Raw genomic sequence first — 14,549 nt, 5'->3', positions numbered from 1 at the left:
ATCCTTCCTATTCACTTATTCTTCGATGGCAACTTTCTTTTTCTTAGCCATACGTTCACGTTCATTTTTATCAAGAATTTTTTTACGCAAACGAATCGTTTGTGGTGTGATTTCGCAATACTCATCATCATTCAAGTACTCAAGCGCTTCTTCAAGACTCATCAAACGTGCTTTTTTCATTGTCGTTGTCTGATCTTTGTTAGCTGAACGGATGTTTGTTGCAGCTTTGATTTTTACGATGTTTACGGTCAGATCGCTATCGCGGTTATGTTCACCGACGATCATTCCTTCATAGATTTCAGCACCGACTTCAACAAATGAAGTTCCACGGTCTTCAATCCCCATTAAGCCGTAAGTCGAAACTTTTCCGCGCTCCATAGAAACCAATACACCTTGGCGACGTCCGCCAACACGGCCAGAAGCAACTGGCTGGTAGCTGTCGAATGTATGGTTAATGATTCCGTACCCACGAGTCTGTGTCAGGAATTCAGTTGTGTAACCGATCAATCCACGAGCCGGTACATTAAATACCATACGGACTTGTCCGCTTCCGTTATTGATCATATCCAGCATTTCGCCTTTACGCTCACCCAATGATTCGATGATGTTTCCTGTATATTCTTCTGGTACATCTACTTGAACGCGTTCTACTGGTTCACAGCGAACTCCGTCAACCATACGTACAATAACTTCAGGTTTTGAAACTTGAATTTCAAATCCTTCACGGCGCATGTTTTCGATCAAAATCGACAAATGTAGCTCTCCGCGTCCAGAAACAACCCAAGCATCAGGCGAATCTGTTGGATCTACACGCAAGGAAACGTCTGTTTCCAATTGAGCATCCAGGCGTTCCTGAATTTTTCTTGACGTGATCCACTTACCTTCTTTACCAGCAAATGGGCTGTTGTTGACAAGGAAAGTCATTTGCAAGGTTGGCTCATCGATGCGCAGGATCGGCAATGCTTCTTGATGATTTGCAGGACATACGGTTTCCCCTACATTGATATCTTCCATACCTGAGACAGCAATCAAATCGCCAGCTTCAGCTTTTTGGATTTCAATGCGTTTAAGTCCCATGAAACCATGAATTTTAGTTACTCGGAAATTTTTCACAGTTCCGTCAAGTTTCATCAATGCTACAGATTGTCCAACTTCGATCGTCCCGCGGAATACGCGGCCGATACCAATACGTCCAACATAGTCATTGTAGTCAAGTAGAGCAACCTGGAACTGAAGTGGCTCATCTCTGTTATCGATTGGTGCTGGTACGTGGTCCATGATCGCATCATAAATGACCTGCATGTTTTCTTCCTGATCAGCAGGATCAGCTGAAAGGCTGGCTGTTCCATTCATACCTGAGGCAAAGATAACTGGGAATTCCAATTGGTCGTCATTTGCTTCCAGCTCGATGAACAATTCGATGACTTCGTCAACCACTTCTTCAGGACGTGCGAAGTCACGGTCAATTTTGTTAACAACAACGATTGGTTTCAAGTTTTGCTCAAGAGCTTTTTTCAAAACAAAACGTGTTTGTGGCATACAGCCTTCATAAGCATCAACTACTAAAAGAACACCATCAACCATTTTCATGATACGTTCCACTTCTCCGCCGAAATCTGCGTGTCCAGGAGTATCCAAAATGTTAATTTTTGCGTCTTTGTACTGGATTGCAGTATTTTTCGCGAGAATTGTGATTCCGCGTTCTCTTTCAATATCATTCGAGTCCATGGCACGTTCATCAACGTGTTCATTTGAACGGAAAGTTCCGGATTGTTGTAGAAGTTGATCCACTAAAGTCGTTTTGCCATGGTCAACGTGGGCAATAATTGCAATGTTTCTTAAGTCGTTACGTAAGTTAGTCATGTTTTCACTCCAATATTCTTTTTTCATGTCTATAACTGTGCTAGTATAGCACATATAGGTGTAAAACCCTAAGATTTTATTTCAGGCAGTAAGCTACAGGAGGAAATTCGATTGATAAGCATGATAAAAAACACCAAATGGATTTTTGTACTGTATTCCCTGGCAGCAATATTAGCGATGGTCGGAATCGGCTTGGCTGTTGGCCTGCGTAGTGTACCGGGCATTTTAGCGGCGATTTTGGCATTGTGTCTCATCATGGGCATGGGGTTCAAGAAGAAAAAAGAGATGCGGGAAGCCGGATTATTATAATTATAAAAAAAGATGCGGAATTCCGCATCTTTTTTTACTTGAACCGTATATATTTTTCTAAAAGTTCCTGGTGGATGGCGGGATTGGCTGCTATAAAAGTATCCTGCTCCAATAGATTAGCAGGTTCGCCTTTAAAATTCGTTGTCACCGCTCCTACTTCCTGTGCTATGACCATTCCGCCGGCAATATCCCAGGGCGAGAGTCTCATGGAGATATAGGCATCGACACGTCCGCTTGCCAAGTAGGCAAGCTCGAGAGCTGCTGAACCGTAAGAGCGCATTCCTCGGACATCACGAATCAACTGAATAGTTCCTTCGTGATCCAGGTAACGATTCGGAACTGCCCATGTTGCATTCATCGCAACGATTGATTCCGAAATTGCTGTTTCCATCAACGGCTTTAACTGCTCATCATTATAATAGGCTCCGTTGTCTTTGACGCCGTGGTATAGATCATCATTCACGACATCGTAAATATAGCCCAGCTGACCCACACCATCTTGAAACACACCGAGTGAAATGGCAAAATTGCGTTTTTGGTGAACGAAATTCATGGTACCGTCAATCGGATCTAGCATCCAAATAACACCTTCTGAACTTTGGATGTCATCCCCAAATCCTTCTTCTCCGAAAATTCGATGCTCCGGAAAATCTTTGCGGATTCGAGCAATAAAGAATTGCTCAATTTCCTTATCAATGTTTGTGACCAAATCATTGGCATTCGATTTTGATTCGATGGTGATATCCGTTAAAAAAGAATTGCGGATTCGATGCCCCGCTTCTTTAATCAACGATTTTATGTACAGATCCATAGCGTGTAAATCCATATAGGTATCCCTCCTCATTTGTTTCAGTATAACGAAAAAGGCATCTGCTGTCTTACTTCAGCAGATGCCTTTAATGTATAGAAGGATTAGAGCGCATGAAGGGCCTCCAGTTCTACGTGTATCTCTTGAAGCCGCTGCTTGCTTTTAGATATTTGATGATCGTCTTTCTGTTGCATGGCATCATACAATGAAGCGAGTTCATAATCTAGTTCTAATTTTAATACATGTACGTATTCCTTCTCTACATCCGCTTTGCGGATTATCTGAATCATCTGTTTCATAATGAGCACCCCTTTCTCATCATACTCCGAAAATTCTGACTAATCGTGTTACAATTATTATAATACCACTTTATTCAAATGAAATCCATTGGCAAAATCGTATTTATATTCTTTTTTCCCAAACTTCGTTAAAATGAAACCTGTATACCTAAATTAAAGGAGGATATTTATTTGACGCCTTATTGGAGTGAGCAAGATTTCGAAGTTTTCAACACTCCTGGCCTTGATGCCAGGATGTCTGCATTAACCGAATATGTCCGTCCGAAGTTCGAGGAACTGGGCACTGAATTCTCATCTTTTTTCTCTGGAAAAACCGGAGATGAGTTTTTTCCGCATGTCGCCAAGCATATGCGAAGAACCGTGAATCCACCAAATGACAGTTGGGTGGCTTTTGCTCCTTATAAAAGAGGATACAAAGCTGTTCCCCATTTTCAAATCGGCATGTGGGAAAGCCATGTTTTTGTCATATTGGCGGTAATTTACGAAGCACCGAATAAAACTGCAATGGCTAATAATCTGCTGCAGTCTGATGTACTCAGCCAATTACCGGACGATTTTGTCGCTTCGGGAGATCATATGAAACCTCAGTCCGACGCCTTGATTGAATTGGGTGAGGAAGGTCTAGAGAAATTACTGATCCGCTTGCGTGATGTGAAAAAAGGTGAATTCGTTATCGGCCGCCATTTAAAGAAAGAACAGGCCTCCCGTTTAAATAAGGAACAGTTTCTGCAATTTGCAGAAGAAACGTTTTCTGCTTTGCTGCCTGTTTACCATACTTTGCTTCAACCGATAAAAGAACCTGTCAGCCGCTAAAGGCTGCAGGTTCTTTTTGTCACTTTTTATTCATTTTGATGATGTCATTGCCGTTCCCGGCTTTCATCGCTTTAATGACCGGAAAACTGGCGTATCCGCTTTCTTCCTCAAATTCGCGGAAGTACGTTTTTTCCTCCGATATGGCAGGAACGACCTGCTTAAATTTTCGGTAACGCGTCATCAATTCTTGTCTGTTGATACCCTTTTCATAAGCCATTTCGATTCCTTCAAAAAAACTTACGACATCAATAATTTCTTCCGTCGACCATTCAATTGAAAATGGATAGGAATAATCCATTCTTCATCCCTCTTTTCATTCAGTGATAGACCATTTCTTTCGGATTTCATAAGCCTGATTGACCATATCCTCAATCAGTTCCTGGACTGTTGGTACATCTTTGATCAATCCCGTCACTTGTCCAGCCCAGCCAAAGCCCTGGTCCTTTTCTCCATTATAAATGAAACGCTTATTGGCTTCACCGCTAATGTATTCTTTTAAAGCTTCATAGGTAGGTGTCTGGCTCTCAATCTCTAAAATCCGATCAGTCCAGTTGCTGCGCAATGTCCGCGCAGGAGCGCCAATGCTGCGCTTAATGATGACTGTATCGTTCTCCGTGCTGTTGATTAACTGTTCTTTATAAGCATCAGATGCGTGGACACATTCTTTGGTCGCAATAAAGCGTGTGCCCATTTCAATCCCTTCAGCTCCCAGCGCATGAGCAGCCATCCATCCACGCCCATCCCCGATTCCGCCTGATGCAATCACCGGTATTTTTACGGCATCAACCACTTGCGGGATCAATACCATTGTCCCGATGTCATCACGGCCTAAATGGCCGCCGCCTTCATGGCCTACCACCATTACAGCGTCAGCTCCCAAGCTCTCTGCTTTTTGAGCTTGTCTTCTGGCAGCCACCAGCACCAGCTTCTTGATATCCGTCCCTTTTAACTGTTCGAATATCGGTGTCGGATTCCCCCCAGTCATGGAGACGACCGAAACTTTTTCTTCAATCGCTACATCCAGCATATGAGAAAATGCACGGCCGTGATCGCCGATCGCAAAATTAACACCAAAAGGCTTATCCGTCAATTTTCTTACTTTTCGAATTTCTTCCCGAAGTTCTTCAGGGGTGGACAGACTCATTGCAGTGATTTGTCCGAGCCCGCCGGCATTTGAAACAGCAGCTGCCAGTTCTGCATAGGCTAAATAAGCTAAGCCTCCCTGAATTATGGGATAGCGGATTTCTAATAACTCAGTCACTCTCGTCTTAAATTCCATGAACTCACTCCTTTTTATCTCTGTATATCATGTATTCGCTTTCATAAGGTTAAATCCTTTTATTTTTATACTATAGCGGTTAGCATCATGCTATAATTCTTTTTGTTTTCATTTTATTTAGTGAGGTGGGCTTATCATTGTCTCAATTAGAAACTCCGTTATTTGATGCGCTTTTAAAGCATCGAAACCGGCACCCGATCCAATTCCACATACCAGGCCATAAAAAAGGCCAAGGCGTCGATCCCGCTTTTCGGGAATTTGTCGGCGATAATGTTCTATCCATCGATTTGATCAATATCGCTCCTCTGGACGATTTGCATTCTCCAAAAGGCGCCATTAAAGATGCACAGGAGCTAGCTGCCGAAGCATTTGGCGCAGACTATACATTCTTTTCCGTACAAGGCACAAGCGGCGCCATCATGACGATGATCTTGAGCGTGGTCGGTCCCAACGACAAAATTTTGGTGCCTCGAAATGTCCATAAGTCTATCATGTCCGCTATCGTCTTTGCAGGTGCCATTCCTGTTTTCATCCATCCGGAAGTAGATCCTGAACTTGGCATCTCGCACGGCATCTCTGCAGAAGCGGTCGAAAAAGCATTGAGCGAATATCCCGATGCTAAAGCGGTACTGGTCATCAATCCAACATATTTCGGCGTAGCTGCTGACTTGAAACGGATTGTTGACATTGCACATTCACGCAGCGTGCCTGTTCTGGTGGACGAAGCACATGGCGTCCATATTCATTTTCATAAATCGTTACCTGTTTCAGCCATGGCTGCAGGAGCCGATATGGCAGCCACTTCTGTCCATAAGCTAGGAGGATCTATGACCCAAAGTTCCGTATTAAATGTAAGGGAAGGACTTGTATCGCCAAAACGCGTTCAGTCCACTTTATCCATGTTAACCACTACATCAACGTCATATCCGATTCTGGCTTCACTTGATACAGCGCGCCGCCAGTTGGCGATTCACGGCTATGACTTGATTGACCAGGCTATTCGGTTGGCGCAGGACGCCCGAAAACGCATCAATAAAATACCTCACTTGCATTGTGTCGGCAAGGAATTGCTGAATTCCTCGGCCACTTTTGACATGGACCCGACAAAACTATTGATTAGCGTGAAGAACTTGGGCATTACTGGCCACCAAGCTGAAGAATGGCTAAGAGAAAACGCCAATATTGAAATAGAGCTTTCCGATTTATATAATATCTTGTGCCTTGTCACGATCGGCGATACGCGCAAAGAATTGAATTTGCTTATTAACGCTCTTCAACGCATGAGTGAAGCATTGGATAGCGAGGCTGCTGTCATTGAACCGGTTGTCTTGCTGCCGGATATACCTAAGCTTGCCATGACACCGCGCGATGCTTTCTATGCGACAACTGAAGTCGTGTCAATTAATGATGCTGTCGGCCGCATTTCGGCTGAATTCATTATGGTCTACCCTCCAGGCATTCCTATTTTTATTCCTGGTGAAATTATCACAGAAGAAAATATCAATTATATCCATATGAACGTAGCTGCCGGTTTGCCTGTACAAGGGCCTGAAGATGATACGTTGCAGATGCTGCGCGTCATCAAAGAGCAGCAAGCGATAAGATAAAAAAGATAGGTGAGAGTGCTTGAAGTTTTCAAGTTTTTCTTACAAGTTGAAAAAACGATCCGCAGATTGCCTGCGGATCGTTTTTATATGCCTTCTATAGCTTCCGGGTCTACAAAGCCGTAGCCTTTGTCCTTTAGCCCTTGGATGATGTCTGGAAGTGCTTCTGACGTCCATTCACGGTCGTGCATTAATAGATTGGCTCCATTGTTCAAGAATTCCGTATTGATCATGATATTCGTCAATGATTGGGCATTCTGATACTGCTGTTCCCAATCATATCCGTAAGTCCAATTCATGAGGACCATTCCCTGATCTTGGACAAGCTGTTTGCTGAAATCCGTATTTGCTCCATGCGGTGCCCGGAAAAATTTCGGCTTTTCTCCGATAATTTGTTCAATGGTCTCATTCAGCTGTAGAATTTCATCTGTTTGCTGCTCCTCGGTCAAATCCCTTAAGTTTGGATGGCTATTGGTATGATTGCCAATTGCAAAGCCCATCTCGTGAATTTTTTTCAACTGTTGCTTTTCTTCATCCGTATCCAAGAAGTGGCCATTGACGAAAAAGATTGCAGGCACATTTTGGCTTTTTAAGGTTTCCGCCATCTCCATCGCATGTTTATCAGGTGCATCATCGATCGTCACCAGCACTACTTTTTCCGAAGCATCTGTTATCGGTTGTGCGGACCAATTAGCCGAATTGATGCGGTATTGGGGGTCGGCCGCCGCAACTTCTTCTGGCTTTTCCTCCGCTTCCGCTTCTTCTTTCGCAGCTTCTTCTTTTTTAACTTCCTCGGTTTCTTGCTCTTCTTTGCTTACTGCCTGTTCTTCTGCCGGTTCTTTCTCGTCTGAAGTAGCAGTATTTTGATCTGTACATGCTGTTAATAATAACGTGACAGCTGCAAAAGCTATCCATTTTCTATGTATCAACACAAACACCTCTTTTCTAAACAAATCTTACCATGACCATCTGATAGTTTCCAAAAAAAAGAAGCCGCCATAAGCGACTTCTACTTAATTATTTAACAATATGAATTGGTGTTCCAAGAGCTACTTCTGCAGCTTCCATTGTAATTTCAGCAAGTGTTGGGTGAGCATGAATTGTCATTGCGATATCTTCCACTGTCATTCCTGCTTCGATAGCAAGACCAAGCTCAGCGATCATGTCTGATGCGCCTGCTCCAACAATTTGTGCACCTAACAGCAAGCCGTCAGATTTACGTGAAACCAGTTTCACGAATCCTTCAGTTGCGTTTAAGGAAAGAGCACGGCCGTTTGCAGCGAATGGGAATTTCGCAGCCGCAGCTTCGAATCCTTCTTCTTTTGCCTGTTCTTCAGACAAGCCAACGCTAGCAAGTTCCGGATCTGTAAAGCAGACCGCCGGAATAGCCATATAATCAACTTCAGACTTTTCGCCTGCAATTGCTTCTGCAGCAACTTTACCTTCATATGAAGCTTTATGAGCCAATTGAAGGCCAGCTACCACATCACCGATTGCATAAATGTTGGAGATGTTTGTGCGGCATTGTTTGTCGACTTCGATCAAGCCACGGTCAGACATGTTCAAGTTCAATTCTTCAAGGCCCATCTCGTCTGTATTTGGACGACGGCCAACAGTTACTAGTACATAGTCAGCTTCAAGCGTTTTTTCTTCTCCGCCTGCTTCGTATGATACTTTAACTCCTGAATCAGATTCTTCTACACCTTTAGCAGATGCTTTAGTGATAACTTCAACGCCTTTTTTCTTCAATCCTTTTTTGACGATGGCTGTCATTTGCTTTTCAAATCCAGCAAGGATATCCGGAGCGCCTTCAAGGATCGTTACTTCAGAACCCATATTTGCAAATGCAGTACCAAGCTCTGTACCGATATACCCGCCGCCGATAACGACAAGTTTTTTAGGAAGCTCAGTGAGTGCCAAAGCTCCAGTTGAATTAATCACGCGTTTTGTAAATTTAAAAGTCGGGATTTCTACAGGACGTGATCCTGTTGCGATAATTGCATTTTTGAATTTATACGTCTGTGCAGAATTATCATCCATGATGCGTACAGTGTTTTCATCAACGAAATAAGCTTCACCGCGTAAAATTTCGACTTTATTGCCTTTTAGAAGAGACTCAACGCCGCCAGTCAATTTCTTCACGACGCCATCTTTGAACGCTTGTGCTTTTTCAAAGTTGAGCGAAACTTCTTTTGCGACAATTCCCATGTCTTCTGAATGCTGAGCTTCCTCAAAACGGTGCCCAACAGAAATCATCGCTTTCGAAGGGATACAACCGACATTCAAACAAACGCCGCCAATATATTCCTTTTCAACGATTGTTACTTTTTGGCCAGTTTGTGCTGCACGAATAGCTGCAACATAACCGCCAGGGCCTGAGCCGATTACGAGCGTGTCTGTTTCGATTGGGAAATCTCCTACTACCATAAGTTTTACGCCTCCATTAATAGTAATTCAGGTTGACTTAATAAACGTTTAATATGATTTAATGCATGCTGTGCCGTTGCACCATCGATCATTCGGTGATCGAAGCTCAATGATAATGCTAACACAGGTGCCGCCACAATTTCACCATTTTTAATTACTGGCTTCTCCGCAATTCGGCCAATTCCGAGAATGGCAACTTCCGGATGATTGATGACCGGTGTAAACCATTGTCCACCGGCAGAACCAATGTTTGTAATCGAGCATGAAGCACCCTTCATTTCAGCTGCAGATAATTTGCCATCACGTGCTTTTGTAGCTAGGCCGTTGATTTCATCAGAAATTGCAAATACCGACTTGCGGTCTGCGTTTTTGATGACTGGAACCATCAAACCTTTTTCAGTATCAGCTGCAATACCGATATTAAAGTAATGCTTCTGAATAATTTCACTTGTTTCATCATCAAATGATGTGTTCAAGGCTGGGAATTCACGCAATGTGCTAACCAAAGCTTTTACCACATACGGCAAATAAGTAAGCTTGATTTCTTTTTCTGCTGCAATGTCCTTGAATTTTTTGCGGTGAGCAACCAATTCCGTGACATCCACTTCGTCCATCAACGTTACGTGAGGAGCGGTATGTTTTGAATGAACCATCGCTTTAGCAATCGCTTTTCGGATACCGGAAATCTTCTCGCGAGTTTCAGGGAATTCACCTTCAGGCGCTGCTGGTGCTTTTGGTGCAGCTGCCGCTTTATCAGTAGTTTCCTCTGCTGCTTCCTGCGGTGCTTCTTCAGAAGCTGCAGCAGTTGCCGTTTTCTGGTCGCCATTCATGAAGGCTTCTACGTCTTCTTTTAGTACCCGGCCATTATTGCCTGAACCTGTCACTTGTTTAATGTTAACGTCGTTGTCGCGTGCAAATTTGCGGACAGACGGCATCGAGATGACGCGTGCGTTCGGATCAGATTCTTCTGTTGCATCAGCTTGCGGCTGAGCTCCAGCGCCCGTCTGTTCTTTCGGCTCTTCTTCTTTAGCAGGTGCTTTGTCAACGTCCTGGCCTGCTTCAGCAGTACCGGATTGCACTAGCTCTTCTGTTTCTTCTTTCACTTCAGGAGCGGCTTCTTGTTTGTCGCCATGATCTCCTTTGAAGTTCATTTCTTCAGCGTCAGGCGCATCGATGCGGACCAAAATATCGCCCACTACAGCAACGGTTCCTTCTTCAACCAATACCTCTTCAACTGTTCCTGAAACCGGTGAGGGAATCTCGACGACGGCCTTGTCATTTTGTACTTCAACAAGAATATCGTCTTCTTCGATTGTATCTCCCGCTTTTACAAACCATTTTACAATTTCACCTTCATGGATACCTTCACCGATATCCGGTAAACGAAATTCAAAAGCCATATATATCACCCTTTCGGTTCTGTCTAATTAAAACGTAAGTACTTTCTTCGCTGTTTCTACTATATCCTTCGAATTCGGCAGCCAAACTTGCTCGGCTTGCGAGAATGGGAAGACAGAGTCTGGTGCAGTAACGCGAAGAACAGGCGCTTCTAATGTAAGGATTGCGCGGTCCGTAATTTCAGCTACGACGCCTGCTGCAATTCCTGCTTGTTTTTGAGCTTCCTGAACAACCATTGCGCGTCCTGTTTTTTCTACTGAAGCAATAATTGTTTCAATATCAAGCGGTTGGATCGTGCGAAGATCGACCACTTCAACCGAATAATTTTCTTTTTCAAGTTCTTCTGCTGCTTTGATGCTTTCCTGAACCATGGCGCCATAAGCAACGATGGTCAAGTCCTTGCCTTCACGTTTTACATCAGCTTTGCCAAGAGGAATCGTATACTCTTCTTCCGGCACTTCCTGGCGGAATGAACGGTAAAGCTTCATGTGCTCAAGGAAGATGACTGGGTCGTTATCGCGAATGGCTGAAATCAACAAGCCTTTTGCATCGTAAGGTGTTGAAGGAATAACTACTTTCAAGCCAGGCTGTGCTGCCATTAATCCTTCTAATGAATCGGCATGCATTTCAGGTGTATGAACGCCGCCGCCGAATGGAGAGCGGATTGTTACGGGTGAGCTCAAGCTGCCGCCGCTGCGGAAACGCATACGCGCCATCTGTCCGCTGATCGAATCCATTACTTCAAAGACAAATCCGAAAAACTGAATTTCCGGAACTGGACGGTATCCCTGCAAAGCCAAACCGATGGCCAAGCCGCCGATTCCTGACTCTGCCAAAGGCGTATCAAATACGCGGTCTTCTCCAAATTCTTTTTGAAGACCTTCTGTTGCACGGAATACACCGCCGTTATTTCCTACATCTTCACCGAAAACAAGAACGTTTTCATCGTTCTTCATCTCTGTTTTCAGAGCGTCGGTAATCGCTTGGATCATTGTTAATTGTGCCATGGCTTACTTCGACTCCTTTGCTTTATAAATATCCAACTGTTCCTGAACATTAAACGGCACGTCTTCGTACATAATCTCCAACAGGTCTGATACTTTCTGTTTTGGAGCGCCGTCAGCTTTTTTGATTGCTGCTTTAATTTCTTCTTTAGCTCTTTCAATTACTTCATTTTCTTTCGATTCATCCCAGATGCCTTTAGCTTCCAGGTATTTACGGAAACGGACAAGCGGATCTTTCTTTTCCCATTCGCTGTCGATATCTGAAGTACGGTAGCGTGTTGGATCATCACCGGCCATCGTATGAGGTCCGTAACGGTAGCAAAGTGTTTCGATCAATGTCGGTCCGTCGCCTTTAATCGCACGTTCGCGCGCATCACGAGTAACTGCGTAAACTGCTAGTGGATCCATACCGTCTACAAGAACTCCTGGAATTCCGGCAGAAACTGCTTTTTGAGCAATAGTTTTTGCTGAAGTCTGAAGTTCACGAGGCGTTGAAATTGCATATTGGTTATTCTGCACGATGAAAATAGCTGGTGCGCGGAATGCACCTGCAAAGTTGATTCCTTCATAGAAATCACCCTGCGAAGAACCGCCGTCGCCTGTGTAAGTCACAGCAACTGCTTCTTTTTTGCGTTTTTGCATACCAAGGGCAACACCGGTAGCTTGGATGAACTGAGCACCGATGATGATTTGTGGAGGCAGAACGTTCAAGCCTTCAGCCATTTGGTTCCCCATGAAATGTCCGCGGGAGAACAAGAATGCCTGATGAAGCGGCCATCCGTGCCAAATCAATTGCGGAACGTCACGATAGCCCGGCAAAATGAAATCTTCTTTCGACAAGGCAAAGTGAGAAGCCAATTGAGAAGCTTCCTGCCCTGCTGTTGGAGCGTAGAAGCCAAGACGTCCCTGACGGTTCAACGAAATTGAACGCTGATCTAGGATTCGGGTGTACACCATCCGGTTCATCAATTCTTGAAGATCTTCATCCGAAAGTTTCGGATCTGCCTCTTCGTTTACGATTTCGCCTTCTTCGTTCAGTATCTGAACCATTTCAAACTTTTCTTCGATTGCGTTAAGCGTTTCCACTGGATCGAACTGCTGTAATTTTTTCGCAGCCATAAAAGCAACTCTCCTTTTTATCTGTATTAAAATAATTACATATAATTTATGATACAATTTCGCATTCCCTTTTAGTATACGTTACAAGAATAACTCGGTCAATCATAGAGAACCTAACATTTTTGGACAATAGTAATTGCGAGATAATTCAAATTTTCTAAACTGTATTAGTTAATTTCTATCCCTGTATTATAATACAGAATTGATATCCCTCTTCTTTTATAGCACAGAAAAAGCGGCCATAAAGGCCGCCTATTCTTCGCTTTCATTTAAAGTTTCTACCGTTTGATCTTTCACTTCATTAACCTGTTGGGTTAACTGATTGAACTCTGTAACAGCTTGCTGCACTTGCTCGTTTTGTTCGTTTACTTCTGCAGCTTTTTCCTGAAGCATCTGTAAGTTGCTTTCTTCATCTTTAAGCATTTCATACAGTTCCTTCTGTTGGCTGATTAACTCTTCGTAGGCATTCGCAAATTCATCATGAGCTGCAAAACGTTCCTGCATTTTTGCTTTTAACGCTTCCAAATCTGCCTTCACAGATTCTTCTTCAGCCGCTTCGATCACTCCATCGATATCGGCAAAATTCTCTTCAGCCGATTGCATCGACTCTTTCTCGGTTTGCAGGAATTCGAGGCGTTCATCTGCCGAAGCAATCGCTTCTTCTGCTTGCTCAGCTACTTGATCCTGCTGTTCTTGTGTCAATGCCATAATCTCTTCAAACAATTGTTGTTCTGCTTTTTCACGTTCTTCCAGATCATCCTGCACTGCGCGGTAATCTTCTTCTGCGTCAAAGGTATCGTTCAATACCTGATCCAAATCTTCTCGAATGCCTGTTCCTGAACAGGCAGCTAATAATAGAAGAACCGCAAAGCTGACGGCTAACCCCACTTTTTTCATCTAATTCACCCCTTAATTACCATGAATTAACTATAGTATGTGAATGCAGAAAACACAACTCCATCTAGACAGCTTTTTCTTTTTTCAAACTTACTGATTTGCGCTATACTAGACTTTATAGCAAGCCAATTGAAAGGATGAAATCACTTGATACGAATGAAAGACATTATACGTGAAGGTCATCCTACACTCAGAAAACGCTCAGAAGAAGTGAAATTCCCACTTTCTGAAGAAGATCGGAAGCTGGGTGAGGACCTTTTAGAATATGTAATAAATAGCCAGGATGATGAACTGGCTGAAAAATATGATTTGCGCCCTGGAGTCGGAATTGCCGCACCTCAGGTAAATGAAGCAAAGCGAATTTTCGCCCTGCATTTTGATGAAAGTACGGGAGAAAACCTCAGCTTAATCGCAATCAACCCGAAAATTGTCAGCCATTCGGTCGAAAAAGCTTACCTGGCGGCCGGAGAAGGCTGCTTGTCTGTAGACCGTGCCATTCCGGGTTATGTACCAAGATACGCACGAATCACCATCAAAGCATTCAATTTAGATGGAGAAGAAATTAAAATGCGTTTAAAAGGTCTTCCTGCAATTGCTTTTCAGCATGAGCTTGACCACTTGAATGGCATCATGTTTTTTGACCACATTGATTCGAAAAACCCGTTCGCGGAAATTGAAAATGCCATTGCAATTGAAAGAGACTCAGCTGATTAAGCTGAGTCTCTTTTT

15 protein-coding genes are annotated in these 14,549 nt (G+C 43.6%); 4 read left to right on the top strand and 11 right to left on the bottom strand.

Features of this window, described 5'->3' with window-relative positions; translation table 11 throughout:
* Nucleotides 1-15: 15 nt before the first annotated feature.
* On the bottom strand, nt 16-1,863 hold the full coding sequence (gene typA, locus FQV26_RS06170) for a translational GTPase TypA (RefSeq protein WP_146556483.1): 1,848 nt from the start codon (nt 1,861-1,863) through the stop codon (nt 16-18).
* A gap of 111 nt (nt 1,864-1,974) precedes the next feature.
* On the opposite strand from typA, the gene FQV26_RS06165 reads away from it, so the two are divergent.
* The gene (locus FQV26_RS06165; RefSeq protein WP_397430565.1) at nt 1,975-2,172 is read left to right on the top strand and encodes a YlaF family protein; all 198 of its coding nucleotides are present in this window, start codon (nt 1,975-1,977) and stop codon (nt 2,170-2,172) included.
* A 34-nt stretch (nt 2,173-2,206) separates the two neighbouring features.
* On the opposite strand, the gene FQV26_RS06160 is transcribed toward FQV26_RS06165, so the two are convergent.
* A complete protein-coding gene (locus tag FQV26_RS06160; RefSeq protein ID WP_146556482.1) occupies nt 2,207-2,998 on the bottom strand; it encodes an inositol monophosphatase family protein in 792 nt (263 codons plus the stop codon).
* Nucleotides 2,999-3,084: 86 nt separating this feature from the next.
* Entirely contained in the window at nt 3,085-3,279 is a 195-nt protein-coding gene (locus tag FQV26_RS06155; protein WP_146556481.1) for a hypothetical protein, read from the bottom strand.
* A 171-nt stretch (nt 3,280-3,450) separates the two neighbouring features.
* On the opposite strand from FQV26_RS06155, the gene FQV26_RS06150 reads away from it, so the two are divergent.
* Nucleotides 3,451-4,092, top strand: a complete 642-nt coding sequence (locus FQV26_RS06150) for a YktB family protein (RefSeq protein ID WP_146556480.1) — start codon at nt 3,451-3,453, stop codon at nt 4,090-4,092.
* A gap of 19 nt (nt 4,093-4,111) precedes the next feature.
* Here FQV26_RS06150 and FQV26_RS06145 read toward each other — a convergent pair whose 3' ends face one another.
* Together FQV26_RS06145 and FQV26_RS06140 are read right to left on the bottom strand one after the other, a co-directional pair.
* The gene (locus FQV26_RS06145) at nt 4,112-4,390 is read right to left on the bottom strand and encodes a UPF0223 family protein (protein ID WP_146556479.1); all 279 of its coding nucleotides are present in this window, start codon (nt 4,388-4,390) and stop codon (nt 4,112-4,114) included.
* A gap of 15 nt (nt 4,391-4,405) precedes the next feature.
* A complete protein-coding gene (locus FQV26_RS06140) occupies nt 4,406-5,371 on the bottom strand; it encodes an NAD(P)H-dependent flavin oxidoreductase (RefSeq protein ID WP_146556478.1) in 966 nt (321 codons plus the stop codon).
* A gap of 137 nt (nt 5,372-5,508) precedes the next feature.
* On the opposite strand from FQV26_RS06140, the gene FQV26_RS06135 reads away from it, so the two are divergent.
* On the top strand, nt 5,509-6,978 hold the full coding sequence (locus FQV26_RS06135) for an aminotransferase class I/II-fold pyridoxal phosphate-dependent enzyme (RefSeq protein ID WP_146556477.1): 1,470 nt from the start codon (nt 5,509-5,511) through the stop codon (nt 6,976-6,978).
* An 83-nt stretch (nt 6,979-7,061) separates the two neighbouring features.
* Here FQV26_RS06135 and FQV26_RS06130 read toward each other — a convergent pair whose 3' ends face one another.
* From FQV26_RS06130 to FQV26_RS06105, 6 genes are all read right to left on the bottom strand, one after another.
* Nucleotides 7,062-7,904 (bottom strand): polysaccharide deacetylase family protein, encoded by an 843-nt coding sequence (locus FQV26_RS06130; protein WP_146556476.1) that lies wholly within the window; start codon nt 7,902-7,904, stop codon nt 7,062-7,064.
* A gap of 88 nt (nt 7,905-7,992) precedes the next feature.
* Nucleotides 7,993-9,402, bottom strand: a complete 1,410-nt coding sequence (gene lpdA / locus FQV26_RS06125; protein WP_146556475.1) for a dihydrolipoyl dehydrogenase — start codon at nt 9,400-9,402, stop codon at nt 7,993-7,995.
* A gap of 5 nt (nt 9,403-9,407) precedes the next feature.
* The gene (locus tag FQV26_RS06120; protein WP_146556474.1) at nt 9,408-10,802 is read right to left on the bottom strand and encodes a dihydrolipoamide acetyltransferase family protein; all 1,395 of its coding nucleotides are present in this window, start codon (nt 10,800-10,802) and stop codon (nt 9,408-9,410) included.
* A gap of 27 nt (nt 10,803-10,829) precedes the next feature.
* On the bottom strand, nt 10,830-11,807 hold the full coding sequence (locus FQV26_RS06115) for an alpha-ketoacid dehydrogenase subunit beta (protein ID WP_146556473.1): 978 nt from the start codon (nt 11,805-11,807) through the stop codon (nt 10,830-10,832).
* Nucleotides 11,808-11,810: 3 nt separating this feature from the next.
* Nucleotides 11,811-12,923, bottom strand: a complete 1,113-nt coding sequence (pdhA, locus tag FQV26_RS06110; protein WP_146556472.1) for a pyruvate dehydrogenase (acetyl-transferring) E1 component subunit alpha — start codon at nt 12,921-12,923, stop codon at nt 11,811-11,813.
* A 252-nt stretch (nt 12,924-13,175) separates the two neighbouring features.
* Nucleotides 13,176-13,820 (bottom strand): YkyA family protein, encoded by a 645-nt coding sequence (locus FQV26_RS06105; RefSeq protein WP_146556471.1) that lies wholly within the window; start codon nt 13,818-13,820, stop codon nt 13,176-13,178.
* Between the two features lie 147 nt (nt 13,821-13,967).
* Between FQV26_RS06105 and def the strand changes: the two genes are divergently transcribed.
* Nucleotides 13,968-14,534, top strand: coding sequence for a peptide deformylase (gene def / locus FQV26_RS06100; RefSeq protein ID WP_146556470.1), 567 nt, complete (start codon nt 13,968-13,970; stop codon nt 14,532-14,534).
* Nucleotides 14,535-14,549 lie beyond the last annotated feature (15 nt).

It is taken from the genome of Planococcus sp. CPCC 101016, assembly GCF_007859295.1.
Classification (GTDB): Bacteria; Bacillota; Bacilli; order Bacillales_A; family Planococcaceae; genus Planococcus.
The sequence above is the reverse complement of the archived record's forward strand: the minus strand, read 5'-3'. Positions and strand labels throughout refer to the sequence as shown.

Coding starts and splice junctions, on each gene's coding strand:
- typA (WP_146556483.1), bottom strand. CDS start 1,863: ATGACTAACTTACGTAACGACTTAAGAAACATTGCAATTATTGCCCAC.
- FQV26_RS06160 (WP_146556482.1), bottom strand. CDS start 2,998: ATGGATTTACACGCTATGGATCTGTACATAAAATCGTTGATTAAAGAA.
- FQV26_RS06155 (WP_146556481.1), bottom strand. CDS start 3,279: ATGAAACAGATGATTCAGATAATCCGCAAAGCGGATGTAGAGAAGGAA.
- FQV26_RS06145 (WP_146556479.1), bottom strand. CDS start 4,390: ATGGATTATTCCTATCCATTTTCAATTGAATGGTCGACGGAAGAAATT.
- FQV26_RS06140 (WP_146556478.1), bottom strand. CDS start 5,371: ATGGAATTTAAGACGAGAGTGACTGAGTTATTAGAAATCCGCTATCCC.
- lpdA (WP_146556475.1), bottom strand. CDS start 9,402: ATGGTAGTAGGAGATTTCCCAATCGAAACAGACACGCTCGTAATCGGC.
- FQV26_RS06120 (WP_146556474.1), bottom strand. CDS start 10,802: ATGGCTTTTGAATTTCGTTTACCGGATATCGGTGAAGGTATCCATGAA.
- FQV26_RS06115 (WP_146556473.1), bottom strand. CDS start 11,807: ATGGCACAATTAACAATGATCCAAGCGATTACCGACGCTCTGAAAACA.
- pdhA (WP_146556472.1), bottom strand. CDS start 12,923: ATGGCTGCGAAAAAATTACAGCAGTTCGATCCAGTGGAAACGCTTAAC.
- FQV26_RS06105 (WP_146556471.1), bottom strand. CDS start 13,820: ATGAAAAAAGTGGGGTTAGCCGTCAGCTTTGCGGTTCTTCTATTATTA.